The organism is Natronorubrum bangense, from assembly GCF_004799645.1.
GTDB lineage: Archaea > Halobacteriota > Halobacteria > Halobacteriales > Natrialbaceae > Natronorubrum > Natronorubrum bangense.
This window is the reverse complement of the sequence record NZ_CP031305.1, coordinates 2,124,060-2,149,635: the sequence shown is the minus strand read 5'-3', so window position 1 is coordinate 2,149,635 and position 25,576 is coordinate 2,124,060. Positions and strand designations below refer to the sequence as shown.

The window sequence follows — 25,576 nt, the reverse complement described above, 5'->3', positions numbered from 1 at the left end:
GCCCAGTTCCGAGACAGCCAATAAAAACGAAGTGTCGTTAGCCGGCCACCTGCGTCGCCGCCGGAGCGAGTGCGCCAGCGACACCTGCGTCGTCGCCGAGTTCGTCATCGGGTTCGGTTTCAGGGGCCCCTTCCTCGATGTCACCGTCGTCTACGTCTTCGATACCGTCCGCATCGTCAGCGTCGTCCTGGTCCTCGAGTTCAGTCTGCTCGAACTCGATCTCGTCGATCAGTTCACCCTGAATCACTGCCGTTTCGGGGACAGCAGTCTGTGCTTCATAGCCCTCTTCGCCGGGCTCGCCGACGGTTAGCGTGTAGTCACCAACTGCTTCGACGCTGCTGTTCGTGTAGCCGTCCTCGACGCCGAGTTCGTCGTCCGTTGCGTACGGAACGACCAGTTCGAAGGAGCCGTCGGCAGCGAGCTCGACTTCCTGCGTGTAGGTGAACGTTCGCTCGGCGTTCGTCTCGAGGTCGACCGTGGCGGTGATCGTCGACTCTTCCTCGAGGAGGCCGTCTTCGTCGTCGACGGTCCCAGAGAGTGTCGCACCATCGACGCGTTCGAACGTTTTGACTGCGGCAGCGTCATTGACACCGAAGAGCTCCGTGGTCGGACCTTGATCGAGCTGTAACAGCTCGTCCTGGCTCGTTCGCTGATTCACCTGAACTGCGAGCTGTCCCTCACCAGGTGGGGCGAGTTCGCCGTCCTGAACGTAGAGCACGTCGCCGTCCTCGTACCCCCACGCTTCTAACTGCTGGACGGTCTGCTCTGGGAACGCCTCTTCCGCGAACACCTGCGCGTAACTGGCGAATAGGGCCGTTCCAGCACCTTCGTTTTCGTGGACGACACGGTAGTGTTCCATGCCGTCCGCGTCGTCGAAGTACAACTGCGAGAGCATCGTGTTGTGATACGGCACCTCGCCGAACGTCTCTGCGATCTCATCCGAATGGAGTGGCTGTCCAGGCTGGTAGTCTTCCGGCGTCATGTAGTCGGTGTACTCCGGCCCCGTCCACTGGGTAATCGCGGGGAACTTCCCGCCAGCCATCGCGTGATCGATCATCACGTACCGCATCTCCTCGTGAGTCGCACCCTCGGCCATTGCCTCGAGGTCCTCACTCGAGTGGACATCAGTGCCACGCGGATCTTCGCCTGCAGCGATCGCATCGAGGATCAGTTCGCCGCGTTCTTCGGATTCAGCGGTCAGGAACGCCGACGACGAGCGGGCATTCTGCTGGAACGGGTTCGAGTGTGGGATGCGCTCAGCCTGTGTCGTTATCAGGTGGCCGTAGTCCCACCACGACATCACGCCGTAGGCACCCTCAGGGTAGTCGTAGTCCGCGCCCTCGGGGTAGTCGTAGGTGCCGTAGTACTCGAGGTCGCTGGCGTTATCCGCGCCACCCCAGTCACCCGGTTCGGGCGTGTTGTCTGCAAGCCAGTGGTTCGATTCCTCCCAAACCATCGCTTCCTGGTGTGGGCCGACGCGTTCGCCACGGTCCCACGCGGTATCAGTGTCGGCCGCGATCGGTGGCAGTAGTGGTGCAAACAGGAGCATCACGACCAGCACCAAGACGATGATCTGGTAGGTCTCGACCTGGCGAAGCGAGTCGACACCACCTCGAATATCGAGGTCGAAGATGCGAACGATATCCGCGACGAAGACGGCGTTGACGACCGCAACGGCTAGCACGAGATAGTACGCAAACCGAAGCTGTGTCGCAGCCATGCTGATCAGGAACAGCGACCAGACGATGATCAGCGTGTACTCAGCGCGGTATTCACGGCCGAGGAACGGCCGAGCGATGAGCAGGGCAAGGCCCGCAAGCATCGTATAAAAGGCCGCCCCGAACTCGTCGAAGACGTGACTGGTGAAGTTTTCGGGTTGTTGGGCTTCCGAGATCGTCGTCCGATGGTCAGCCGGATCGAGTGGCATGATTCGGCCCGTTGCCTCACTCACAATACGATCAAACAGCTCCGGCAGCACGAGCGCCAGTATACCGAGTGCGACAGCGACCATGCCCGCTACGGCTGCAGGATAGTACCGTCTATCGATACCGCGGTTGTTCCACTGCCGTGCGAGCCATGCCATTGAAACGAATCCGCCGACGCCGAGAATCGCCAACGCTGGCTGTAGATAGCCGAAGCTTGTGACACTGAAACCGGGTTCTTCGACCAGAAGAAGTGTGATTGCAGCCGTGACAGCAAAGCTTGTCGCACCAACAAACGCGAGATGGTCTGGAGAGACGCCACGAAGATAGTCGATACACAGTGCGACGATGAAGAACACACCAAAGATCCCAATCAGGACGACGGCAGGTGGCCAGACCCAAACATACAGTGCGAGTGCAACACCTGCCAGGACACTATAGAGCGCTGGCTCCCGAAGCGTCTCCCAATCCTTGTCAACAACGAGTTCGTAGATCGGCTGTTCGCGTTCGGCGACTCGCAAGGCGACCATCATCGAGAGGACGGCGATTGCCATGAACAGCACCTCGGCGACGTGGTGTTGGAGTTGGCCGACAGTCGACCGAGCGAGGAACGACCCCGGCACGAGTGCGAGGATAACGACCGAGACAAGCCCGCCGACAGTGCCGCCAAGGCGTCGGCCGATATAGAACACCGGAATCGCAACGAGTGCCGCCATCGCTGGAACAGTGAGCAACGCGACGGTATAGAGCGTGCTCGTGGATGGATCGCCGAGCCCCACGATCATCGCGATAGTGACGATGATCTGGTCGAACAGCGTCCCGAACTGACCGACGTAGTTACCAGTCGGGAATCCAGTCCAGATCTCATACGGCATCGTGTTCGGGTAGTTCTCGGCGGTCCACTCGACTGTCCGCCAGTGATACCACGAGTCAACACCACCCAGTGCGGGCGTGCCATCCTCGGTAACGAATCTTCCATACGCCTGGGTCCGTACCCAGAACATAAACAGCATCACGGCCCCGATCACGGGGATGTGATACCAGTCAGCCCACGTCTCGAGCAACGACGGCGCTGTTTCAGCGCCCTCGTCTTCGACGTGTTCAGTGTCCGTACTCATTAGGTCCCACCAGACACAAGCCAAGAATAAGCCTTGTCATCTCTCTGTCGCTCTTTGACATCTCTACCCCATTGTCGTGACTCAAACAGGGATCGCCGGTGGACACTCCACCACGACTGTAACTCACCTGAAGGAAAACACTTATTCGCCGCTCACAGCAACCGATTCTCGATGAAGGTCTCTGTCGTCATCTGTACCTACGCGATGGAACGCTACGACGTCTTCTCGGAGTGTGTCGACAGCGTCCTCGACCAGACGTACGACCCACTCGAGGTCGTCATCGTCGTTGACGGGAACGACGCCGTCTTCGATCGCGTCTGCGAAGACTACGGTGGCCTCGAGGACGTTGTACTCCACTGCAACGACGAGAATCAGGGGATTTCCTACAGTCGGACTCGAGGCGCCGAGATCGCGACTGGCGACGTCGTGGCGTTTATCGACGACGATGCCGTCGCCGAACCCGACTGGATCGAGGAACTAGCACGCGTCTACGACGAGACCGACGCGATTGCTGTCGGCGGCCACGCAAAACCCGACTGGGTGACCGAGAAGCCGGATTTCTTCCCCGAGGAGTTCTACTGGCTGGTCGGCTGTGACGAACGCGGAATGGGCGAGCACATGGAGGAACTGCGGAACACGTACGGCTCGAACATCTCCTTTCGCCGGGACGTGTTCTTGAACGTCGGCGGCTACGACGAGAATACGGGCCGGAAAGGGGATCGCCACATCCAGGCTCACGAAGCGCCAGTGTGTATTCGAATGGCCAACAAGTATGGCAAGGGTGTGATCTACAACACCGACGCCGTGGTTCACCACAAACTGTTCGACTACCGTGGGGACTTCCGGTGGCTGGTGTTTCGGTCGTTCTGGCAGGGCTACTCCAAACGGATCATGGACATTCTGTTACCCGAGGCCTCTGGGGACAAAAACGAATACCTGGGACAGCTCATGCTCGAGTTCGTTCCAGATCGGGTCGGCGAGTTGGTTCGTGAGCCCTCGAGTGCGAAGGCAAAACAGCTCGTGACGATTTTCATCTTTACCGCGGCAGTCGGGTTTGGCTATCTCTACGGATTGCTCGACGTCGATCGCTCGGAGTTAATCGCCGACCGTGACGCTACGGCGGGTAACTGACTGTCTGGTTTTCTTTCCGGACGGTGTAATGTGTCCTCGAGCGATCGCTCACGCCTCGAGTCGCGGCACACCCTCGAGGGTCGCGTTCTCGTCGCCAGTGAGATACTCCTCGTAGTAGCCCATCCCGCGGACGGCGGTGAGCAGTCTCGAGAGCGCGCCGAAGGCGAGTCGATCCTTCGTGGGGAGATCCCGCCCGGGGCGTTTGATCCCGCTGGGCCGGGGCGGGACGCCGGGCGTGCCGTAGCGGTCGGGGTGAAAGCGTTGGAGCTGACAGAGCCCGCGGCCGACGCGGCGATCCTTTTTCACGTGTGCGCGGAGGCTATTTCTGGTTGGGTGGTACATCATCACGTCCTCGGCGAACTGGAGGTCATACCCCGCTTCGTGGACCCGGTTGCCGAACTCCTTGTCGCCGCCGGACTCGAGGCGGTGATCGAACAAGCCCACGTCCTCGAAGACAGTTCGTCGGGTGAAGAGACAGCAGGTCGGGGCGAACTGTTGGTGCTCGAGGTACCCTCCGACGGGAAAGCCCGTGTGATGATCGTAGCGGGCCGGGAGGGGTGGGTTCTCGGGGTGGGTAAGCTCGACGTTACAGCCCATGTAGTCGGCGTCTGTGGTTTGGAAGGTGTGGAGGGCGGACTCGAGCCAGTCTTCGGGGACGGTCATGTCGGCGTCGACGAACGCGAGGAGGTCGCTGTTGGTGTTTCGGATGCCGGTGTTGCGGGCCGCATAGGAGGACTGGATCTCGCGTTCGTGGACGAGGGTGAGGTGGTCGTGGTCGTTTTCGTAGGAGTGGACGATCTCCGGGGTTCGGTCTGTGGAGTCGTTGTCGACGACGACTATTTCGTGGTTGGCTGTTTGGGGGAGGAGAGACTCGAGGGTGGTCTGGATGCCATCGGGGTCGTTGTAGACGGGGATGACGATTGAGATCATCGTGAGGGTTCCTCGCGTTTCGATCGTCGTTGTGCGAGCGTTTCTCGAAGCGTTCCGTAGCTCTGGGTGAGTTTCAAGACGTACTCGAGCAAGTAGAACCCGACGAGCGACGCGAGCGAGACGTCCTGGCCCGAGAAGCGACGCCGAAGACGAAACGGACTCGGTGGGAGGTAATTAATCGGGTGCAGCGGATGTGGTTCGCCGAGTTCCGGGTGGTAGCGACGCTTCTGTGTATGTCCCCGTCCGATCCGGAGTGCTTTCGAGCGGAGGGCATCCCAGGAGTCCCGTGCCGGATGATACGCAGTCACATCCCCGGCGTAGCCCTGTTCGAACCCTGCCCGATGGACGCGCTGGCCGAACTCCTTGTCACCGCCGGACTCGAGGCGTTCGTCGAAGAGGCCGACCTCCTCGAAGACCTCGCGTCTGACCGCGAGCGCACAGGTCGGGGCGAAGTGTTTGTCCTCGAGGTAGGTTTCGACGGGGAACGAAAACGACTGTTCGTAGCGCTCCCAGAAGTTGGGCCGGTCGTCGGCGACGACTTCGACGTTACAGCCGAGATAGTCGTAGTCGTTGGACTCGAGGGCTGTGACCATGTCTTCAATCCAGGTTTCGGGAGCCCACATGTCCGCGTCGAAAAAAAGGAGGATGTCGCCAGAGGCGTGTTCGATGCCCGTGTTGCGAGCCGCGTAGGAGGACTGAATGGCCGTCTCCTCACACGGGTGAACGAGTTCCGGGTGCCCGTCAGCGATTTCGGCGATAACGTCACCCGTACCGTCCGTCGAGTCGTTATCGACAGGGAAGAGGTCGTAGGTCCGTGCCGATTGAGCCACAAGCGAGTGGATAGTCGTTCGAATCCCTTCAGTATCGTTGTAGACCGGGATCACAACCGAGACGTCGATATTATCTTCCATATATCAGTCACGAAGACACACTCTACAGGATGGTCGTGTCCGACTGCTTACGGTCAAGCCCACATAAATCCCGCCAATGAAATAACCATCAGGACACGGTTCTACCAACATCTGATTACGATCCGACGCACACATCGTGATCTGGCAACTCTACCAGAATCGAAATAGTGGACGACTGGTCGAAATCACTCACAGTGTCCGAAGTAAGGAGGTAGGTCGTGTGATCTAACTGACCCTTGAGATCCATTTCTATCAGGGGTGCTATTCGACCTGTATCGGCAGAGAAAGCATACTCTGCCAGCGCGAAACTCATGCCGGGAGTGATACTACCGTAGTCGATATCGCTACACTCGTCCACGTCAAAAGCCTCGAGAGCGGTTCGTATTTTATTGTTCGACCAGACCCCGTGTTCCGGGAACTGCATCCGTAATTGAGCAAGCCCTTTGAGATTTACGGGCTGATAACCGATTTCTTTCTTCCGTCGTTCGGCAGATCTCGAATAATAGTGAAACACCATCTCATTCAGTAGCAATGGCCAGTGTCTCGGGCGACGAATAACGGCTTTGACCGCATCGATCGGAGATGGGCGGGCGTAATGTTTTATCAGGCCATCCGAATGTAGCTCCATATTCGATGGCAGACGATCGAGAAATGTTGTGATCCGATCGGCGACGATATTCGACTCTGAAGCCAGTTTGCTACTACCGGCCGCAAACAGAATCTGGTGGTTCAACGTCCTGTCGAACGAGAGCTTTTTCCCATCGATCTCCACCCGTTCCCAGAGCCCGAGTTCTTCGTCAAACGGATGGATCGTGAACACCTCTTCCGCTATGCCGATTGCATCTTGTCGCTCCAATATCAGTCCCGCGTGGGCGAGCGCTCTGATCGGGTATGCCTGACCGACTAGCCCATTGCAGTGGTCTTTCCCGGATGCATCCCGACAGTAGTACGTGTACCCGTGCGGTCGGATTTCGTCGCCGAGCAAATAATCCACGGCCGCGTCGGCCGCCTCCTGGAACTTCTCTTTGCCCGTGATGTCATACACTTCGGAGAGCGTCATTGTCCAGTGCGACGTCGTCCGTACCGGTGTTTCCGGCTCGTCGTAGGTGTAGTTCCGCCCCGGCGGAAACGACCCGTCCTCGCGCTGGAGTTCGAGCGCTGATTCCGCACTTCGTTCCAGCAACTCGTAGGTCGTGATCGTCTCCCCGTCGGAATCCGGTGCGGAGTTGGACATTCGTCGTATTTGGACTACGACGTGTCGGCTGCATAAACCCCTCGGAGCACTCCGGCCCGCCGCCCCGTTCAGCGACGTCGGTTGTACTCCTCGAGACCGCGCCATCCGATCGACGAGACGCGACGAGGGCCAGCCCCCCTTCGAGCGGGCCGCACGTCCGACGGCACTGCCCGCTGTGTCGGCCACCAGGGGTTCAACTCGAGTGACGACTTCCGGACGGCGTCGACTGTCGTCGACCGTTCGTGACCCGTTCGGCGTGCACTGCACTCGAAGGTGAGGGGATCGAACTTGTGGGATTCCGGGACGTTCTCGAGTGGTGGACGTCAGCCGTCTCGAGGTTCGTTGACGTACTCCTCGTGTCGAACGATCTCGAGCACCGGGATTTTCTCGACGTCACACACCTTCGCGATGAACAGGCGGTGTTTACCGTCGACAAGGAGCGGGTCGCCGTCTCGAGTGCGGTCAATCATTACATCGTAGATGAATTATAAAGGTCTGTATGAGTTGTTGAGAAACACAAAACTCAAACCTCATTGAAACACTATGAGCACATACCTCTATGCGGAACCTTCTTCACCAAATTCAATATGAATACTCGCAGGGCGGACTCAAACATATCGTAGTTGGCTCGATTGAGAAATTGTTCATCGAAATGTTACGCCAGTCCCCACCCATATACTGGAAAACCGCCCCTCGATACTTTCGGTGGCGATCTTCTAACGATGTACTGAAATACCAGTGTCCACCAGATCCATTTAAAATCGAATATGTCGATCCAGACGATATTCGACGGCGAACTGGCCGACCCTGGCCAGAACATCTGAATCGTCGTATACTGTTTGGGAAGGTTCGAGATGGTGACTGGGACAAAGAAGGAAAGCTAATAGAGGATTCGGAGTTTTATCATGCAGCCGAAAAACACTTTATAGATGGTGTTCGGTGGGAAGAAATAGACTCGATTCGACAAAAATTAGAAGGCATTGAATGTGGTTCTCATGATGATTATAAGTATAAAGACCGCGATGATCTCCTTGCTATTTATAGGAGATTGGACGAAGTTTACGATCGAATCCGACAAGAGGGGTATTTATCACAGGGGGAACTGCTGGAAGAACCAGGTGATATGAACGATGGATTATTTTTAGACACATTAGATGAAGTGACGGTCGATGTTGGGCGTAATGGCGAACTTCTTCACGTCGATGGAATCCATCGACTGACTGTCGCTAAATTACTCGACTTAAATGAAATTCCAGTTGTTTTTCTCATACGCCACAAAGAGTGGACGGAGTACCGCGAGAAACTCTGTGAAGGCGACGAGCCGATCCCCGACCATCCGGATTTACGTGATTTGAAGTAGTTCCGCCGATGACCGCAAGTCGATGAAACTGGGGCAGACGTCGGTCGTCTACTTCTTTTCGAAGTTCGGCTCCTCTATCGCGGGTTTCGTCGCGACGTTCTACATCGCCCGGATGCTCGGGGCGGAAGGCTACGGCATCTACGCGCTCGCGCTCGCCGTCCTCGCCTGGCTCAAGATCGGTGGCAAGATCGGAGTCTCCTCGGCGATTACCAAACGGGTGAGCGAGGGAGATGAGCCGGACGCCTACCTCGTGACCGGACTCGCGATGATGGCGGGCATCTTTGCGATCGCCGCCGTCGCGGCCATCGCACTCCGCGGACCACTCGAGTCCTATATCGGAGCCCCGATTCTCTCGATTCTTCTCATCTTGCTCGCCGCCGAGCTGTTTCGGGCGTTCACGTCGGCGGCGCTCAAGGGCCAGCACCTCGTGCACGTCTACGCCGTCCTCGATCCAGTGAACGTCACGATGCGAAGCGCTCTTCAGATCGGCGTGATCACTGTCGGCTTCGGTGTCGGGGGCCTGCTCGCGGCGTACGCCTTCGCCTCGGTCGCAATCGCGCTGGTGAGCCTGTTTTTCGTCTCCGTGGCGCTCGTCCGTCCGACGCTTCGACACGCGAAGAGTCTCTTCGAGTATGCGAAGTACGCCTGGCTCGGTAACTTAAAGAAGATGTCCTTTAGCTGGATCGACGTCACCGTCCTCGGCTTTTTTGTCTCCCAGGCGCTCGTGGGCGTCTACTCAGTCGCCTGGAGTATCGCCGCCGTTCTGACGATCTTCAGCAAGGGCATCAGCACGACGCTGTTTCCCGAGATCAGCAAGATTTCCGCACAGGAAGATCCATCGCAGGTGTCGACCCTCGTCACCGACGCGATCCGGTACAACGGCCTGTTCATGATCCCCGGACTGGTCGGGGCCGCACTCGTCGGCGAGCGCATCTTGCTCATCTACGGCCCGGAATTCGTCGCCGGCTCGAGTGTTCTCCTGATCCTGATTGCCGCCCGGACGATCTACGGCTACCAGAAACAGCTGGTCAACACGATCAACGGGATCGACAGACCAGAGATCGCGTTCCGGATCAACGCGGTGTTCGTCGCTGTGAACGTGGTTCTCAACGTCGTCCTCATCTGGCAGTACGGGTGGATCGGCGCGGCGGTCGCGACGGCACTCGCTGCAGCGGTGACGCTCGTGTACGCCTATTACGCGACCTGTGAGTTCCTCGAGTTCGACCTCCCGCTTCAGGACGTCGCGTATCAGTGTCTCGCCGCACTCCTCATGGGAGTCGTAATATATGCGATGGTGGTCCTCGGACCGCCGATGGAGGATTCGGTCGTTGGACACGCGACGACCGTGGTCATCATTGGCATCGGCGCAGCGGTCTACTTCGTCGCGTTGTTCGTTCTCTCGAGGACGTTCCGAACCACGGTCTCGAGAAATCTCCCGTTTGATGTCCCCTTCGCACAGTAACGTGCCAGATCTGTGCGGTGGGCGTTCCACGGCTATCACTACTCGCCGTCTCGCCACTCCTCGAGAAACGCCCGCGTCAACGCACCGATTTCGGAGCGAAACGTCCCCATCTCGAATGCCCTCGCTTCGCCATACAGCTGGTTGTGCGTCTCACGAGCGATGTCCTCGAGGACACGTTCATACAGTGTCTCAAAGGTCACCGACTGACCACGATCCTCGAGCATCCCCACGATGGTCTCGAATCGCCGTCGCGTGGCGTACTCCGCTGCCAGCTCCTCGGCTGACGAATCGACTGAAACCGTCGTATCAACGTCTTGGAAGTCGGGGTGGAGCAGCTTCGCACGGTCGCCCCGTTTGTTCCGGATGACGACGCCTACAGCAGGTCCGTCGTACCACGCAGACTGTGGAATCGTGTACGAGTCCGGATCGAAATCCCGCGTATGGAGTTCCTGTTCGACGGCGTTTACGGGCTCGAGGCCGATCCCCTCGAAGATCCCCTCGACGGCGTCTGGCGGACGGAACGCCCCTGCCTTGGCCGACCAGACGTCGAAGCCCAGAAACGACGGCGTGCGCTCCCAGTCGTACTCGATCGTGTGGTGGTGGGTAGCCTCGCCGAAGAAGACGACGTCTTCCACGTCGTCGACGGCGCTGCGGAGCGCGTCACGCTCGAGGGTCTCCCGAACGTGGCGGACGGCGTGTTGGTAGGGCGCTGGGATATCGTCGGGATCGTCGTAGACGCGGCTTCGATCGCCAAAGCGAATCAGCCCCGACGGCTGGAGCTGGAAACGGAGGAGTGCCCCGTCGATTTTCTCGAGGAGCCACAGGTGGCCCGAGTCGAAGAGTCGGTCGGGAGCGGTTTCGACGCGTGGAATCGATGGATATGCTTTCATCTGTGTCTGTGTTCTCGAGGTCGTCGGCGATCCGCAGTGTCTGTCTGAGATAGCCTCACTGCAGTCCAAAATAAGTTGGCCACGGTTGGAAACCACTATCCGTCACCGCACCGTTCTCCCGCCAACTGTGCCAACGTTCGCTCGCACCGGCTCCGGGAAGTGGCACGTCGTCGGTCCCGACGGCTGTCGGTACGGCCGGGAGTTCGACGACGACACCTCGCCCGACGAAACCGCCACGGCCACCGATATCGTCGCCTACGACCCACCGCCGACACTCGAGGATGTCCGTTCGGATGCATCGATCGACAAATTCGCCGCCGCTCGAGGTCACACCCACGACCAGCGTCTCGTCCTCCCGAGGACGATCGAGGAGAGCGATTCGGACCTCTGTGCCTCCTGTCGCACGAGACTGGAATCCCACCAGAAACGCCGGTCAGCGGTCATTGCCGACTGCAAGCGGGTGACGACGGTTCGTGACGCCGGCTGGAAACGGACAGAACACGAGACGCGCCGGGGCTGTGACTGGTGTCGCGCACACGAACGGACGACGTGGCACAGCGACGACCTCGGGGCGACGGTGTGTCCGGCCTGTGGACGACTGTTCGAAACACGACTGGGCGAGCCAGAGCACACACCCGACACCGATCGCCTCCCCGAGACGCCCGACGAACCGGTTACGCCGATCGTCTTCGGCACGACGCTTCCCGGGACGGCGTACGATCCCACCGACCTGATCGGCAGCAACCGCCCGCTCATCAACTACCGCGAGAAACACACCTACGCCGACGTCGTCTTCGAACTCGAGCGCACTGGCCACGGGTTCTCGGCGGAAGGACTCGCTGCACTCGAGGCCATCCGTGCCGACTACGCCGATCGGGTTGCCGACGACGAGTCCCACGAGACGGACGTTCGACTCGAGGTCGCCACGACGCCCCGGACCGTAACTCTCGAGGGCGTTCTCCCGGCGGACCACGAGGGCGTGATCACCGATTGCTGGGACGTCGTGAGCGACCCCGCATACTGGTTCCCGCTCGGGTGGCCCCAGCAGGGGTACATCCATCGTCGGTCAGCAGAGCCCACCATCCCGGGACGTGAGCCGGTTGTCGAGGCGTTCCCGCGTCTCAAAACACGACAGCCGTCCACAGCGGTCGACACGGGCACGCTTCGGTCGATCACGGACCCCGGCCGATACGATCGCGGCGAGCGCTACTACGAACAGGGAGCCGTGACCGATATCGAACGCGTCGACGACCATCTCCAGGCGACGGTCCAGGGAAGCCGCCCGTACGACGTCCAAGTCACGCTCTCGAACGGCAGCTACGTCGAAGGGTGGTGTGACTGTCCCGACGACGCGAACCTCTGCAAGCACATCGTCGCGGCCGTGCTGGCCAGTGGCGACGTCAAGCCGATCGGTGACGACCGATCGCTCGAGGACGCCCTCGAGTCGGCGTCCGCCGAGGATTTACGTGAACTCCTTCGATCGTTCGCCGAGGAAGACGTTACGGCCCGCAAGCGTGTCTACGACGAACTGGACGGTTGAAGCCGAGGGGCTCGAGCAGACGCGGTCGTCTCTCGGGACCTCCCCAACCCAGTCCGTTGAAACCGGCGTGTTGTCTCGTCACGTCGCGTGGATGGCTGTCGGTCGCGGATACGCCGTCGACGACCGATCGATGCGGTGTGTCTCCAACGACGTTCATAATGGACGGACCTATCGCTCACAAAGTATATAGTGTCTTGCTCTCGATAACTCGAGATATGCAAGCAGTCGTCCTGGCCGCGGGCAAGGGCACTCGCCTCCGGCCGCTCACCGAAGACAAGCCGAAGGTCCTCGTCGAGGTCGACGGGAAGCCACTCATCGAGGACGTTTTCGACAATCTCCTCGAGATCGGCGTCACCGAACTCGTCGTGGTCGTCGGCTACATGAAAGAGAAGATCATCGAACGCTACGGCGACGAGTACGAGGGTGTGCCGATCACCTACGCCCACCAACGCGAGCAGTTGGGGCTCGCCCACGCGATCCTCCAGGCCGAGCCACACATCGACGACGAGTTCGTGCTCATGCTCGGTGACAACGTCTTCCGGGGGAACCTCGGCGACGTGATCAACCGTCAGCAGGAAGATCGCGCAGACGCCGCGTTCCTCGTCGAGGAAGTGCCCTACGACGAGGCCTCTCGCTACGGCGTCCTCGACACCAACGAGTACGGCGAGATCGTCGAAGTGGTCGAGAAACCGGACGAGCCGCCGTCCAATCTCGTCATGACCGGCTTCTACACCTTTACGCCTGCCATTTTCCACGCCTGCCACCTCGTCCAGCCCAGCGACCGCGGGGAGTACGAACTGCCCGACGCGATCGATCTGTTGATCCAGTCCGGGCGAACGATCGACGCGATCCGAATGGATGGCTGGCGCATCGACGTCGGCTACCCCGAGGATCGAGAGACCGCAGAAGCGCGGATTCAAAAGGAGCAGGAAGCAGCGCCCGAACAGTAGCCGGCTCGAGTCACGTCCATCGCTGCCGAGTTCACGATTGAACGACGACTCGAGGCCGCCGACGAAAGCCAGCTACCAGGGTTCGTTTTTCAGGCCGAGTTTGTACGCAATTATGTTCGTCGTGACGTGGAGGATCGGCGTTACGATCACGACGACGGCGATGACCTCCCACGTGAACACGTCGAAGAACCACTCACTCGCGAGCAGCGCCGTCAGCGGCAAAGAGACGACGACGAAATCGAGCTGGTCGAGGCCGGGGAACATCGCGCCGCGCTGGCGGCCCGACCGGCGTTTTAGAAACGAGGCGAGGATGTCGCCGAGCATGGCCCCGGCAGCCAGCCCGAGCGCTGCAAGCGGCGTGAACTCGGGGACATCGATCCCGGTGGCTGCACTGACATCGGCCGCGACGACCGACAGGAGACCAGCCAACGCGAGACCAGCGGTGATCCCGGCGGCAGTGCCGCGCCACGTTTTGCCGTCGCCAAGCACTCGCTTGTCGCCCCACGTCCGGCCGCCGTCGATCGGTCGACCGCCGCCGGCCAACACCGCGGCGTTGTTCGGCACGTAGGCGGGCAACATCGCCCAGAACGCGATCACGATTGTCTCGAGGATTGCCATATCCGGCCGAACGAACCGCCGTGTCTTAATCGGCGGTGGTTCGCAGGCGACTACGAGAACGATCCACGAACGACTCACGGCGCCGGTCCGTCGCCCAATCGTACACAGTATCTGTAATAGACATACACGAAAAACTTTTAGCGCTGCTGGTCGACCTCCCTCGTAGAGGCCCTGTTACCGTGTCACGAAATATTTTCGACGAAGCCGAGTACGAACGGCGGGTCGAGCGGACGAAAGAACGGTTGCGCGAGGAAGACCTCGACGCGATCGTCGTCTCCGACCCGGCCAATATGAACTACCTCACCGGCTATGACGGCTGGTCGTTTTACGTTCATCAGGCGGTCATCGTCACGCCAGACCACGAGGAACCGGTCTGGGTCGGCCGCGAGATGGACGGCGGCGGCGCGCGGGCGACAGCGTATCTGTCCGAGTCGAACATTCTCTCTTACAGTGACGACCACGTCCACTCGCCACACGATCTCCATCCGATGGACTACATCGCGGGCGTGCTCGAGGACCTCGATGTCGCGGACGGCCGGATCGGCCTCGAGATGGATGCGGCCTACTTCACCGCGAAGTCCTACACGCGCCTGCAGCAGAACCTGCCCGACGCCGAGTTCGAAGACGCGACGCTGCTGGTCGGCTGGGTACGAATCAAGAAATCGGAGCAAGAAATCGAGTACATGCGCGAGGCCGCCCGCATTTCGGAAAAGGCCATGCAGGCGGGCCTCGACGCGATCGAGGAAGGCGTCCCGGAGTACGAGGCCGCGGCGGCGATCTACGAGGCGCTGATCATGGGCACCGAAGCGTACGGTGGCGACTACCCCTCGATCGTCCCGCTGATGCCCTCGGGCGACCACACCGACACGCCACACCTCACGTGGACCGACCGTCCGTTCGAAGACGGCGATCCGGTTATCATCGAACTCTCGGGCTGTCGCCACCGGTATCACTCGCCGCTGGCCCGGACGACGTTCGTGGGCGATCCACCGGAAGAACTCGAGGAAACCGCCGAGATCGTCGTCGAAGGGATCGAGGCGGCCCTCGACGTCGTCGAACCGGGCGTGACCTGCGAGGCCGTCGAGAAGGCCTGGCGCGAGACGATCGCCCAGTACGGCCTCGAGAAAGAGGATCGGATCGGCTACTCGATGGGGCTTGGCTACCCGCCGGACTGGGGCGAACACACCGCAAGCATCCGTCCGGGCGACGAGACGGTCCTCGAGGAGAACATGACGTTCCACATGATCCCCGGCATCTGGACGGAGGAAGTCGGCATGGAGATCAGCGAGACGTTCCGGGTCACCAGCGACGGCGCTGAGACGCTGGCTGAGTTTCCACGAGAGCTGTTTACGACCTAAGGGAACCGATGACGACGACACCACCCACCCACGAGACGGACGACGAACTCGACTCGGCGCTCGTCACCGCTCGCCGCCAACTCGAGCGAGCGGCGGCCCACATCGACGTCGATCCGGGCGTGATCGAGCGACTGAAACACCCGACCAAGGTCCAGCAGGTCTCGGTCCCGCTCGAGCGCGATGACGGGAGCGTCGAGGTCTACACCGGCTATCGCGCCCAACACGACGACGTTCGGGGCCCATACAAGGGCGGACTCCGATACCACCCCGAGGTAACTGCCGAGGAGTGTACCGGGCTGTCGATGTGGATGACCTGGAAGTGCGCCGTGATGGATCTCCCCTTCGGCGGCGGAAAAGGCGGTGTCGCTATCGATCCAAAATCGTTGAGCAGCGACGAGACCGAACGGCTCACGCGTCGGTTCGCCGAGGAACTGCGCGACGTGGTCGGTCCGACGAAAGACGTCCCCGCACCTGACATGGGGACCGACGCACAGACCATGGCCTGGTTCATGGACGCCTACTCGATGCAACAGGGTGAGACCGTCCCCGGGATCGTCACCGGCAAACCACCCGTCATCGGCGGCTCCTACGGCCGCGAGGAAGCTCCCGGTCGGTCGACCGCGATCGTCACACGAGAGGCGGTCGACTACAACGGCCGCGACCTCTCGGACACCACCGTCGCCGTGCAAGGGTTTGGCAGCGTCGGCGCCAACGCCGCCCGCCTGCTCGAGGACTGGGGCGCGACGATCGTCGCCGTCAGCGACGTCAACGGCGCGATCTACGATCCCGACGGTCTCTCGACGCATGACGTTCCGACCCACGAGGAAGAGCCCGAAGCCGTCCTCGAGCAGGACGCCCCTGAAACGATCACCAACGAGGACGTCCTCGAACTCGACGTCGACGTGTTGATCCCGGCCGCCGTCGGCAACGTCATCACCGCGGACAACGCAGACGCCATCGCGGCCGACATCGTCGTCGAGGGGGCAAACGGACCGACGACGTTCGCCGCCGACTCGATCTTGGCAGAGCGCGACGTACAGGTAATTCCGGACATCCTCGCCAACGCCGGCGGGGTGACGGTGAGCTACTTCGAGTGGCTTCAGGATATCAATCGCCGCCAGTGGAGTCTCGAGCGCGTTAACGCAGAACTCGAAGAACACATGCTCGAGGCCTGGAACGACGTCCGTGCGGAGGTCGAAGCAAAAGACCTCACCTGGCGCGACGCCGCCTACGTCGTGGCGCTCTCCCGAATCGCCGAGGCGAAGGCGACGCGCGGGCTCTGGCCGTAGCCGGCCACAACTCGGTTTCGTTCGCGTATCCCGATTTCACGACGAGATCCTCGAGTCACAACGAGATCGGAAAATCGGGCCGTTACGTCGCCGACAGCGCCTCGGATACTTTCTCGATCGGATGCGGTGGATCGTTACAGCCGTCGTACGCCGAGAGCTGTGTGCGACAGGAAGCCCCCGGCGCGACGACGGTCTCGCCGTCGCTGCCGTCGACCTGGTCGAACAGGATCTCGCCGATCTTCCGACTGAGCGAGTAGTGTTCGGCCTCGTAGCCGAACGACCCGGCCATCCCACAACAGCCCGAATCCAGCGCGTCGACCTCGTAGCCAACCGTCTCGAGCACCGTCGCCGCGTGGCCGTCCTTTTTCGTCGCCTTCTGGTGGCAGTGACCGTGGTAGGTCAGCCGCTCGCCGGGCGCTGCGGTCGGCAGCTTCGTTGCGAGATCGAACCGCTCGAGATACTCCATGACGCCGTAGGTGTTCACGGCGACGCGTTCGACGTCACGGCCGGTGAGCAGATCAAGGTAGTCGGACTGGAACATCACCGCGTCGGAGGGCTCGACGAGGACAACCTCCCAGCCGTCTTCGACGGCAGGAGCCAGCGCGTCGACGTTCGTCCGCGCTCGCTCGCGCGAGATGTCGAGAAAGCCTTTCGAGTGGGCTGGCCGGCCAGTCGACCCGACGTTCTCGGGAATCCGGACGTGGACACCCGCCGTCTCGAGAACCTGTACGGCTGCTTTCCCCGCTCGCGGATGGTTGTAGTTGGTGTACGTATCGGGGACGAGCATGACCTTTCGGTCGGCCTCCTCGAGTGAGATCCGCGGCCCGCGGCTCTCGAACCAGTCCTCGAAGCTCTGGCTCGCGAACGTCGGCAGGTCGCGCTCGCGAGCGATGCCGACCGTCTTCTCGGCAACGGTTCCAGCGCCGGGCAGCGACGTCGCCCAGTTCGAAACCGGGGCGAGCGCGGAGCCAACGGCGTTCAGTCGGTCGATGTTCGCGAACAGCTTCGCACGGAGACTCGAGCCGTTTTCCTGGTGATTCGCGTGTTCGACTTCGGCTTTGAGCTTGGCCATATCGACCTCGCTGGGACAGTCCCGCGCACAGCCCTTGCAGCCGATACAGAGGTCCATCACCTCCGCTAAGAACTCCTCGTCAGTCGCGTCGGCCTCGAGTTCGCCGTTCATCGCCGCCCGGAGCATGTTCGCCCGGCCGCGGGTGCTGAGACTCTCCTCTTCGACGGCCCGGTAGGTCGGACACATCACGCCGCCGGTCGTCTCCTGGTCGCCGCGACAGCCGCCACAGCCGTGACAGAGTTCGACCATCCCCTGCATCCCGTTGTCGACGTCCCACTCGAGGGCGGGCTCGAAGCCGGCCTCGAACTCGTAGTCGGGGGAGAATCGCAAGTGCTCGGTCATATCGTGGTCGCCACAGACGTTACCCGGGTTGAGCAGCCAGTCGGGATCGAACGCCGTCTTCAGCTCCCGGAAGAGCTTCCAGACGTCCTCGCCGTACAGTTTGCGGTTCCACTGGGTCCGGGCGCGGCCGTCGCCGTGTTCGCCCGAGACGCTGCCGCCGTACTCGACGACGAGGTCGGTGACGGCGTCGGAAATCGCCTCGAACTGATTGAGGCCAGCCGGGCTCTTGGTGTCGACCAGCGGCCGCATATGCATACAGCCCGGTCCTGCGTGCGCGTAGAAACTTGCGAAGGTGTTGTTCTCCTCGAGCACCTGTTGAAAGTCCGCCACGTACTCCGCGAGGTTCTCCGTCGGCACGGCCGTATCCTCGATGAAGGAGATATGTTTTGCGTCGGAGGTCCGCGAGAGCAAGATCGGCGCGGCGCTCTTGCGAAGCTTCCAGAGTTCGGCAATCCCTTCCGGGTCGTGGGCCTCGAGGGCGTCGAACGCGCGGGTGGGGTCAGTGTCGGCCTCGCTCGCGGCGTCCGTCGCCACGTTCGCACCCCCATCAGCCGTCGGATCGGGGATGTCCGCGTCGGGGAGTCGATCCGCCAGTAGGTCGTCGACCTGCTCACGGCCATCGTCGTCGCTGTCGGCGTAGAACTCGACGAGCAGCGCGGTTTCAGTGCCCGCAGGGAGTCGGTCAACCAAGTTGGCGAACTCCTCGGTGTCGCGGGCGAGGTCGAGCAAGACGTCGTCGATCGCCTCGATCGCTGCCGGGTCGTGGTTCCGGACGATGGTGTCGACGTCGGCCATCGCGGGGAGTTGCTCGCGGTAAGTTAACAGCGCGACCGACGTCGTCTCGGGAACGGGCTCGAGCGAAACGGTCGCTGCCGTCACGACACCAAGAGTCCCCTCGCTGCCGGCGAAGACACGGGCGAGGTTGACCGTCGCGTCGGGGTCGGGCTCGCCGTCGATCTCGACGGATCCCTCGGTGTTTTCGTCGAACGCCTCCGGCTCGCCGTAGGCTTCCGCGACCAGCCGATCGAGGTTGTAGCCCGAGACGTTGCGTTTCAGTTGTGGGAAGACCTCCCGAATCGCGTCGGCTTCCTCGTCGATGACGCGGCGCAGGGCCTCGTGGATTCGCTCGAGCAGAGTCCCGTCTGGATCGGCCCGCTCGCGCAGTTCGGCGACCGTCACCTCGCCGAAGCGTTCGACGGAGCCGTCGGCGAGGACGACCTCGCAGGCCTCGACGTAGGCGTCGGTCTTGCCGTACTGCAGCGAGTGGGCCCCCGTCGAGTTGTTGCCGATCGCGCCGCCGATCGTGCTTCGATTCCCGGCGGCAGGGTCCGGGGCGAACTTCAGGCCGTAGGGTTCGAGTTCGTCGTTGAGATCGGCGAGCACCGCACCGGCCTGCACCGTCGCCCGTCGCTCGTCGGGGGTGACATTGCAGACCTCGCCCATGTGCGCCGAGAGGTCGAGGACGACGGCTTCGTTGACCGCCTGTCCGGCGAGACTGGTCCCGCCACCCCGCGGGAGCACCGGAATCCCGTTCTCGGCGCAGTAGGTGACGACGCTCGCGATATCCGCCGTCGACTCCGGCAGGACGACGCCGACGGGCGTCATCTCGTAGGCGCTCGCGTCGGTGGCGTACAGCCGGCGGCTGTACTCGTCGAAGCGGACCTCGCCGTCGATTCGCTCGCGCAGTGCCGAGACGAGGTCGGGACGGTCGATGTCGCCACCGACGTAGTCGTAGTCGGCTCGCGGGTCCGCTGCAGGGTCACCCGCTCGCGGATCCGACGGCGGTCCGAGCTCGGTCTCGTCCGGCGTCGACGTCTGGTCGCTGTGGTCAGTCGTCGAACGCGAGTTGTCAGCTGCCATTGAACTCAGCTCGAGTTCGGCTGATAGACGACGTTTGCGAGGTCACCGTCGCCCTCGAGCGCGTCGACGTTGGTGGCAACGATGTCGGCGAGTCGATCCCAGTGTTTCGGCGTGTGGCCGCCCGTGTGAGGTGTGATGAGACAGTTCTCGAGGTCCCAGAGCTCATGGTCGTTGGGCAGCGGTTCGGGATCGGTGACGTCGAGGGCGGCCCCGCGGATGCCGTTGAACTGCAGCGCCGAGACGAGCGCGTCGGTGTCGATGATGCCACCGCGGGCGGCGTTGACGATCACGGCGTTTGGCGGGAGCGTCGCCAGCGCGTCCGCGTCGACGAGGTTGCGGGTCAGGTCGTTGAGTGGACAGGCGAGGACGACGTACTCGCTGCGAGAGAAGGCCTCGTGGATGTCTTCATCCTCGAAACCGAGCACTTCGTCGGTCGGGCCGCCTTTCGATGGCGTGTAGCGAATGCCGATCGTCTCGACGTCGAACCCTTCGAGGCGCTTGACGATCTCCTGGCCGATCGAGCCGAGGCCGACGACCGTGACGGTGCTGTCGGTGAACTCCTGTGACTGGAAGTGACGCCACTCGCCGTTTCGCTTGCGTCGCCACCCTTCGTGGAGATTTCGCGCGAAGACGAGCATGTTCGCGATCGACTGCTCGGCGATGCCGGGGGCGTGGATACCGCCCGCGTTCGTCACGGCGACACCGTGGTCGGCCAGCGCGTCCATCGGGACGTGGTCGGTTCCGGCGAACGTACAGGCAAACAGTTCGAGTCGGTCGGCGGACTCGAGAAGGTCCTCTTCGATGGTGATGCCGGTCACGATCCGTGCTTTCGGGACGAGTTCGCGCTCTTCTTTGGGCGTCCGTGCGAGTGCGACGGTGTGGTCGGGCAGCCGTTCACGCAGGGTGTCGGCGTACGACTCCATCGACAGTCCTTCGGTGCCTTCTCTCAGAACGACGATATCTGGGTTCGTGCTCATAGTGGTGGATGTGCGCGCGACAACGGTGTAGTACCGCTGAAACGCAACTATACAGTACGATTGTCACCGTCTCTCTTATCCTTTTTGTGTATCTCCCGTACACACAGATTGTGTATAATTAAGTCAGTGGGGCGCGTTAGTGACTCGCATGAACGAACCGATCCAAGACCGCCTCGTGACGCTCCGACGGAGCCTGCACCGCCACCCCGAGCCGGCGTGGCGAGAGTTCGCCACGACAGCCCGACTCGTCGAAGAGATCCGCGCCATCGGCGTCGACGAACTCGCCGTCGGCCCGGACGCCTACGACCCCGCCGACCGGATGGCCGTCCCCGACGCGGACCTCGAGCCATGGCTCGAACGCGCCCGCGAGCGCGGTGCTGACGAGGCCCTGCTCGAGCGAATGACTGGTGGCAACACCGGCGCAGTCGCCGTGCTCGATCGCGGCGAAGGGCCGGCAATCGGGCTGCGGGTCGACATCGACGGGCTGTTCATCGAGGAGTCGGACGACGACGATCACGACCCCGCAGCCGAAGGATTTCGCTCGGAGATCGACGGGACGATGCACGCCTGCGGCCACGACGCCCACATGACGTGGGGACTGGCCGTCCTCGAGGCGATCAAGGCGAGCGACTTTTCGGGGCGACTGGTCGTCTTCTTCCAACCCGCAGAAGAGACCAGCGGCGGTGGCTGTCCGATGGCCAAAAGCGAGTTCGCCGAGGGGCTGGACTACCTGCTCGCGATCCACGTCGGCCTCGACCATCCAACCGGCGAAGTGGTCGCCGGAATCGAAAAGCCGCTGGCGATGTGTCACGTCGACGCGACGATCGAGGGGACCTCCGCCCACGCGGGCAAGGCTCCAAACGAGGGCGACAACGCGATGCACGCGATGGGGACGGCGATCGAGAACGCCTACGGCATCCCCCGCCACGCCGACGGGATGACTCGCGTCAACATCGGCTACGCGGAAGCAGGCTCTGCGAGCAACGTCATCGCCGAACGCGCCCACATGGAGGCCGAAGCCCGCGGCGAGACGACTGAGCTAATGGAGTACATGAAGGATCGACTCGAGCGAACGGTCAGGTCCGCGGCCAGAATGCACGGCTGTCGGGCCGACGTCGAGGTCGTCAGCGAGTCGCCACGAGCCGACAGCGACCCCGAACTGCAGTCGCTCGTCAGCGAGGTCGCAACCGGCGTCGACGGCATCGACCGCGTGCTGCCCGCCGCCGACTTCGGCGCGAGCGAAGACGCAACCTTCCTGATGGAGCGCGTCCAGCGAGATGGCGGGCTGGCGACGTACCTGATCGTCGGCACCGACCATCCGACGAGCCACCACACGCCGACGTTCGACGTCGACGAGGACAGCCTCGCCCACGGCGTCGACGTCTTAGTCGAGACGATTCGGACACTCGAGCACCAGCATCCTGTGGCACGGAACGAGAGTGAGAGATGAACGAGGTCGAAGAGATGAGCGCCCCGCTCGTCAGCGTCGACGACATCGAGACCGCCCGCGAGCGTATCGCCGACGTCGTCCATCGCACGCCACTGGACACCTCGCGGACGTTCGCCGAACTGAGCGGGGCCGACTCCGTTGGTCTCAAACTCGAGAACGTCCAGCGGACGGGCTCGTTCAAGATCCGCGGCGCGTACAATCGGATGGCTCAACTCACCACCGAGGAACGTGAGGCGGGCGTCATCGCCTCGAGTGCGGGCAACCACGCCCAGGGCGTGGCGCTGGCCGGCCAGCTGCTCGATATCGAGACGACCATCGTCGTGCCCGAGGTCACGCCCGCGGCAAAAATCGAGGCCACCCGCGGCTACGGAGCCGAAGTCGTTGTCGAGGGCGAGATCTACGAACGCTCCTACGAGTACGCCGTAGAGCGCGCTGCCGAAACTGGCGAGACGTTCGTCCACCCTTTCGACGACGAAGCGATCATCGCCGGACAGGGGACAGTCGGCCTCGAGTTACTCGAGCAGTATCCCGACCTCGACACCGTCCTCGTCGCCATCGGCGGCGGTGGCCTCATTTCGGGGATCGGGACAGTGTTGCAGGCACACGACCCGGATATTCGCGTGATCGGGGTCCAGCCCGACGGCGCTGCCCACGCGAAGCCATCGCTCGAGGGCGACGAAATTCACGAACTCGAGACCGTCGACACCGTCGCGGAGGGGATCGCGGATACGCGGCTGCTCGAGACCACGTTTGCGAACGCCCGCAAGGTCGTCGACGACGTGGTAAGCGTCGGGGATACGGAGATTGCGACTGCCGTGACGCTGCTGGCCGAGCGGGCGAAGACCGTCGCCGAGAGCGCCGGCGCGGCGCCGCTGGCTGCTGCGCTTTCGGATGACATCGACCTCGAGGGCGACCACGTCGGCGTCGTCATTTCGGGTGGCAACGTCAACCTCACCGAACACGCCGAACTGACCCGCACCGGCCTTCACGATCTCGAGCGCTACGTCGACGCCCGACTGGCCGTTTCGGGGTGGCCGACGGCCGTCGGTGGCGTGGTCGACGCCGTGGAGTCACGGGGGGCGGAACTCGACGTCCTCGAGCGCGCGCGTCGAGCCGCGGGTGATCATCCGAATCGAACCCCCGTGACTGTCGGCCTCGAGGGCAGCGGCCCCGAACATCTTCGTGGGGTGCTCGAGGCGCTAGCTGACATCGAGGGCGTGTCGGTGGTCGAGCACTCACTCGAGTGAAGCGTTCCACACCGACCCGGAGTCGTCGTGCGATCGGCTCTGCACTGACAGTCAGTAGCTACTATAGTTTCCGCCGCCTACGTCGCCACCAGTACAATCTCGATGATCGAACTCTACAGACTCCGTGGGTGCCCGTACTGTCGAAACGTCGAACGAAAACTCGACGAACTCGAGGTAGAATACGAGTGTCACAACGTCTCTCTGTTTCGCTTTCGACGTTCGGACGTCAAAGCCGTGAGTGGCCAATCAGGCGTCCCGGTGCTCGTCGACCCCGAGCACGATGTCTCAGGGATGGTCGAGAGCGAGGATATCATCGCGTATCTCGAGCGAACGTACGGCTGAGCTGTCGGTCCAAGTCGCTCAGTCCGTCACAGCCAACAGTGTCACAGTCACGAAGAGCATGTGCCTCGATAGGTGACAGTGAGTCAGACGTCCGCCAGCGCTGGGTCGCAGTTATGCCGCTTTTGCACTCGCGCCAACGGCGTCGATCGCCTCGAGGAAGATACTGATCCCGAGTTCGATCTCGCGTTCGCTCGAGTCAAGCGGCGGGAGCAGACGGATCGTCTTCTTGCCACAGCCGAGGGTGAGCAGGCCGCGCTCGAGCGATTCGGCGACGACGGCGCTTCGTCGCTCGGGCGTGTCGAACTCGACGGCGAGCATCAAGCCCTTGCCGCGGACGTCCTCGACGTAGTCGGGGACATCATCACGCAGCAACTCTTTGGCCTGTGCGCCGCGTTTGGTGGCGTTGTCGAGCAGGTCGTACTCGTCGATGGCCTCGAGGGTGAACGTCCCCATCATCGAACCGAGCAGATCGCCGCCGCCGAAGGTCGAGCCCAGTCGGTTCTTCTCGCTGGGGAAGATCTCCGAGCGCGAGATCGTCGCGCCGACGCGCAGGGCTTTCGCGCTGGCGATGACGTCGGGTTCGATCGGGTAGTGATCTGCGGCCCAGATCTCGCCGGTGCGGCCGACGCCCGACTGAATCTCGTCGACGACCAGCGGGATGTCGTACTCGTCGGTGACGTCCGCGACCTCCTGCATGAATTCGGTGCTCGGGAAACGGTAGCCGCCGACGCCCTGAATCGGCTCGAGGGTGAGGAAAGCGATTTCGTCGGGGTTGATGTGACCGCCTTCGGGCGCAAGCGAGTTGCGAAGCTGTGAGCCCGCGCCGGTAAAGAACCCACAGTCACAGGTGTCGGCCGAACAGCCCCGGTCTGCACAGAACGGAATCGTCTCGATCCCGCTAATTTCGGGGTAGTGGCGGGTGTAAACCTCCTTGGACTTCGTAATCGAGAGCGTGCCGAACGTCCGGCCGTGGAAGCTCCCCGAGAACGCGACGCCGTACTTTGCGGGCGCGCGGTAGTCGTTCGTAATCTTCATCGCGTTCTCCATCGCCTCGGCCCCGGAGTTCGAGAGGAAGACGGTATCCATCCCGTACTGGCTCGAGACGTCCGTGAGCTTGTCCATCAGGTGACTCGATCCCGGCACGTCCGACTCCTCGGGACTCGGGCCGGCACCGAAGTACATGTCCTGACCGGCGATCTTCATCGGTTCGACGAGATCGAACTCACGAAGCTTATCGGTGAGTTTCTCGTTGTTGTAGCCAAGTGGCGCCGCGCCGATATGACACGTAAAGTCGAGAAGGACGTTCCCGTCGACGTCGGTGACGAACGGGCCGTCTGCCTCGCGGGTGATGTCCCAGACGAATTCGTGTGAGTACTCGCTCGGTGCCGCGTTCTTGCCGTGGAATTCGACCCATTCGCGGCCGTTGGGTCCGGGGAAGGCGTCCACGTCCGGTTGCGCTGTGTCCCTGTCCATACACAGATTATGTGTACGTCATCATTAAATCTTGTTATGGGTTCGCGGATGGTCGTAGAAATCGCACAGAGACTGCCAGTCGAATCGAGAAAAGAACGAA

General features: G+C 61.9%; 20 protein-coding genes. 10 read left to right on the top strand and 10 right to left on the bottom strand.

The features are described 5' to 3' along the window. Window positions 1–37: 37 nt before the first annotated feature. Window positions 38–3,040: an oligosaccharyl transferase, archaeosortase A system-associated gene (locus DV706_RS10710; RefSeq protein ID WP_136350860.1), complete on the bottom strand. Its 3,003-nt coding sequence runs from the start codon at window positions 3,038–3,040 to the stop codon at window positions 38–40. 171 nt (window positions 3,041–3,211) lie between these two features. Between DV706_RS10710 and aglG the strand changes: the two genes are divergently transcribed. Next, window positions 3,212–4,171, top strand: coding sequence for a glucosyl-dolichyl phosphate glucuronosyltransferase (aglG, locus tag DV706_RS10705; RefSeq protein WP_006064611.1), 960 nt, complete (start codon window positions 3,212–3,214; stop codon window positions 4,169–4,171). A gap of 48 nt (window positions 4,172–4,219) precedes the next feature. On the opposite strand, the gene DV706_RS10700 is transcribed toward aglG, so the two are convergent. The 4 genes from DV706_RS10700 to DV706_RS21455 all read right to left on the bottom strand — a co-directional run bounded on the left by DV706_RS10700 (window position 4,220) and on the right by DV706_RS21455 (window position 7,716). After that, window positions 4,220–5,101 (bottom strand): glycosyltransferase, encoded by an 882-nt coding sequence (locus DV706_RS10700; RefSeq protein ID WP_006064612.1) that lies wholly within the window; start codon window positions 5,099–5,101, stop codon window positions 4,220–4,222. After that, window positions 5,098–6,012, bottom strand: a complete 915-nt coding sequence (locus DV706_RS10695) for a glycosyltransferase (protein WP_006064613.1) — start codon at window positions 6,010–6,012, stop codon at window positions 5,098–5,100. The genes DV706_RS10700 and DV706_RS10695 overlap by 4 nt, the downstream gene beginning before the upstream one ends. 115 nt (window positions 6,013–6,127) lie before the next feature. Beyond that, window positions 6,128–7,246, bottom strand: coding sequence for an AGE family epimerase/isomerase (locus DV706_RS10690; protein ID WP_006064614.1), 1,119 nt, complete (start codon window positions 7,244–7,246; stop codon window positions 6,128–6,130). A gap of 323 nt (window positions 7,247–7,569) precedes the next feature. Further along, window positions 7,570–7,716 (bottom strand): hypothetical protein, encoded by a 147-nt coding sequence (locus DV706_RS21455; RefSeq protein ID WP_161569797.1) that lies wholly within the window; start codon window positions 7,714–7,716, stop codon window positions 7,570–7,572. 89 nt (window positions 7,717–7,805) lie between these two features. Here DV706_RS21455 and DV706_RS10685 point away from each other — a divergent pair, with 89 nt between their 5' ends. Continuing rightward, entirely contained in the window at window positions 7,806–8,606 is an 801-nt protein-coding gene (locus DV706_RS10685; protein ID WP_136350859.1) for a hypothetical protein, read from the top strand. A gap of 22 nt (window positions 8,607–8,628) precedes the next feature. Beyond that, window positions 8,629–10,068 (top strand): oligosaccharide flippase family protein, encoded by a 1,440-nt coding sequence (locus tag DV706_RS10680; protein WP_006064617.1) that lies wholly within the window; start codon window positions 8,629–8,631, stop codon window positions 10,066–10,068. Window positions 10,069–10,106: 38 nt separating this feature from the next. On the opposite strand, the gene DV706_RS10675 is transcribed toward DV706_RS10680, so the two are convergent. After that, a complete protein-coding gene (locus DV706_RS10675) occupies window positions 10,107–10,958 on the bottom strand; it encodes an RNA ligase family protein (protein WP_006064618.1) in 852 nt (283 codons plus the stop codon). 127 nt (window positions 10,959–11,085) lie between these two features. Between DV706_RS10675 and DV706_RS10670 the strand changes: the two genes are divergently transcribed. Continuing rightward, the gene (locus DV706_RS10670) at window positions 11,086–12,498 is read left to right on the top strand and encodes an SWIM zinc finger family protein (protein ID WP_006064619.1); all 1,413 of its coding nucleotides are present in this window, start codon (window positions 11,086–11,088) and stop codon (window positions 12,496–12,498) included. Between the two features lie 215 nt (window positions 12,499–12,713). Next, on the top strand, window positions 12,714–13,448 hold the full coding sequence (gene aglF, locus DV706_RS10665; protein ID WP_006064620.1) for a UTP--glucose-1-phosphate uridylyltransferase AglF: 735 nt from the start codon (window positions 12,714–12,716) through the stop codon (window positions 13,446–13,448). A gap of 72 nt (window positions 13,449–13,520) precedes the next feature. On the opposite strand, the gene DV706_RS10660 is transcribed toward aglF, so the two are convergent. Continuing rightward, window positions 13,521–14,066: a CDP-2,3-bis-(O-geranylgeranyl)-sn-glycerol synthase gene (locus DV706_RS10660; RefSeq protein WP_006064621.1), complete on the bottom strand. Its 546-nt coding sequence runs from the start codon at window positions 14,064–14,066 to the stop codon at window positions 13,521–13,523. 179 nt (window positions 14,067–14,245) lie between these two features. On the opposite strand from DV706_RS10660, the gene DV706_RS10655 reads away from it, so the two are divergent. Then, a complete protein-coding gene (locus tag DV706_RS10655; protein WP_006064622.1) occupies window positions 14,246–15,424 on the top strand; it encodes a M24 family metallopeptidase in 1,179 nt (392 codons plus the stop codon). 8 nt (window positions 15,425–15,432) lie between these two features. After that, window positions 15,433–16,713 (top strand): glutamate dehydrogenase GdhB, encoded by a 1,281-nt coding sequence (gene gdhB / locus DV706_RS10650; protein WP_006064623.1) that lies wholly within the window; start codon window positions 15,433–15,435, stop codon window positions 16,711–16,713. An 82-nt stretch (window positions 16,714–16,795) separates the two neighbouring features. On the opposite strand, the gene DV706_RS10645 is transcribed toward gdhB, so the two are convergent. Next, on the bottom strand, window positions 16,796–19,987 hold the full coding sequence (locus DV706_RS10645) for an FAD-binding and (Fe-S)-binding domain-containing protein (RefSeq protein WP_006064624.1): 3,192 nt from the start codon (window positions 19,985–19,987) through the stop codon (window positions 16,796–16,798). Window positions 19,988–19,992: 5 nt separating this feature from the next. After that, window positions 19,993–20,964, bottom strand: a complete 972-nt coding sequence (locus tag DV706_RS10640) for an NAD(P)-dependent oxidoreductase (protein ID WP_006064625.1) — start codon at window positions 20,962–20,964, stop codon at window positions 19,993–19,995. 148 nt (window positions 20,965–21,112) lie between these two features. Between DV706_RS10640 and DV706_RS10635 the strand changes: the two genes are divergently transcribed. From DV706_RS10635 to DV706_RS10625, 3 genes are all read left to right on the top strand, one after another. Next, window positions 21,113–22,414, top strand: coding sequence for an amidohydrolase (locus tag DV706_RS10635; RefSeq protein ID WP_006064626.1), 1,302 nt, complete (start codon window positions 21,113–21,115; stop codon window positions 22,412–22,414). After that, window positions 22,411–23,661, top strand: coding sequence for a threonine ammonia-lyase (gene ilvA, locus DV706_RS10630; RefSeq protein ID WP_006064627.1), 1,251 nt, complete (start codon window positions 22,411–22,413; stop codon window positions 23,659–23,661). The genes DV706_RS10635 and ilvA overlap by 4 nt, the downstream gene beginning before the upstream one ends. 102 nt (window positions 23,662–23,763) lie before the next feature. Further along, on the top strand, window positions 23,764–24,003 hold the full coding sequence (locus DV706_RS10625; RefSeq protein ID WP_006064628.1) for a glutathione S-transferase N-terminal domain-containing protein: 240 nt from the start codon (window positions 23,764–23,766) through the stop codon (window positions 24,001–24,003). A gap of 111 nt (window positions 24,004–24,114) precedes the next feature. On the opposite strand, the gene DV706_RS10620 is transcribed toward DV706_RS10625, so the two are convergent. Next, window positions 24,115–25,476: an aminotransferase class III-fold pyridoxal phosphate-dependent enzyme gene (locus DV706_RS10620; RefSeq protein WP_006064629.1), complete on the bottom strand. Its 1,362-nt coding sequence runs from the start codon at window positions 25,474–25,476 to the stop codon at window positions 24,115–24,117. Window positions 25,477–25,576: the final 100 nt, after the last annotated feature.